The 1527-nt window shown below is 54.2% G+C and carries 1 protein-coding gene and 1 pseudogene; both read right to left on the reverse strand.

Annotated features, from left to right (window positions below; translation table 11 throughout):
• A pseudogene (locus ACXJKO_RS31630) lies at positions 1 to 375 on the reverse strand (hypothetical protein); the annotation flags it as partial.
• A gap of 307 nt (positions 376 to 682) precedes the next feature.
• Positions 683 to 1527 (reverse strand): calcium-binding protein (locus tag ACXJKO_RS31635; RefSeq protein WP_457094957.1); only part of this gene is annotated, 845 nt, incomplete at its 5' end.

Below are 1527 nucleotides of genomic sequence, written 5' to 3' on the forward strand. Positions count from 1 at the left end.
ATCTCCATCACGGTCGAACACCGATCCGTCTGCATTGAAGATTTGGGCACGGATCTGTGTGCCTAAAGTACTGTCCTGACTGTTGTCTTCCCATGTAACAACAAACCGGCCATCGCTTAAAATCGTTACCTGCGGGGCTTTTTGGGTCCTAAGAATCGTTGTGTTGACGAGAAGTTCTGGCCCCTTGGGAGTCCCATCAGCATTGAAGAGGCGGGCGACTATCCCGCCATCCGTATCCGTACCGCTGGTTGATATCCCAATTGCCCAGACCGCGACATAACTTCCATCTTTGAAAGCTTCGACGACAGGGCTCGATTCTCCTCTAGGAGAAGCTTCATTCAAAAGACGCTCAGGTCCCCAAAGTGTAAGTGCCATCATTGCCCCCTTAGCAATCAATGTGCGGAGGACAGGAGCCTCCACATGCTATAACATATCTTTAGATTGTAAGGGTTCTGGCTAGGGAGCAAGCCGATAGGAGATAGAAACTTTATTTCAATCAGATATTCTTGCAATGTTGCAAAGATTGAAGCCAAAAATTGTATACCTATGAACGGTTAGGCTTTTTTAACCATAAATCGCACCGCTTTTTTGCAAGAAAAAGCCTGCCGCTCTAACGAGTGGCAGGCCATCATGGCTCTGTCTGAGGCAAAGCCTGCAGACGTGTGAATAAAGACCTTTGAACTCAGAACACCTCGAAGTCGGAGGCGAAGATGGCTTTGTTCTTGCCGATGTTGGCGAAGATCACTTGCTTGCCCGGCTTGTCGCCATTGGGATCATACCACACGTCGCCGGTCGCCTTGTTGACGCCGATATAGTCGTTGCCGTCCTTGGCTACTGCCCCAAGGGTGAAGTACTTGCTCTGCAGCTTGCCGATCTTCAGTTTCTTGAAGATGTCCTGGTCGAGCTTGATCGTGTCGTCGCGGTAGTTCCAGTCGAGGATCTTATCCTTGTTGCGGGTTTTGTGCCCTGCCGTGTCGAACACGAACATGTCCTTGCCCGCGCCGCCAGTGAGCATGTCGTTACCGAGACCACCGGAGATCGTGTCGGCACCCGCCTCTGCCCTGATCGTGTCGCGGCCCATAGTCCCGATCATCGTGTTGTTGAGCGTGTTGCCGGTGAGCGCCAGGCCGAGGGTGCCCATTGCGGTCAGCTTCTCCACGAAGGCACCGAGCGTGAAGTTGACGCTGGTAAATACATGATCGTCGCCACCTGCGGCACTGGTCTCGACGACAGTGTCGAAAACATTGTCGACATAGTAGGTGTCGTTACCGCCCTGGCCCACCATGCGGTCCGCGCCGGTACCGCCATTGATGACGTTGTGGCCATCATTGCCGATGAGCGTGTCATTCATGTTGGCGCCGCCGATGCTCAAGGGAGCCGTGCCAGCGGCTGCCTGAAGCACTTCGACCTGGGTGTTGTCGCCGAGGATCGCACTGTACGAGGCAACGATGGTGTCGTAACCGCCGCCGCCTTCCTCGATCACGATGTCGCCCGCCTCGATGTAATAGACGTCGTCGCCCGTTCCGC

It is taken from the genome of Microvirga sp. P5_D2 (assembly GCF_054049475.1).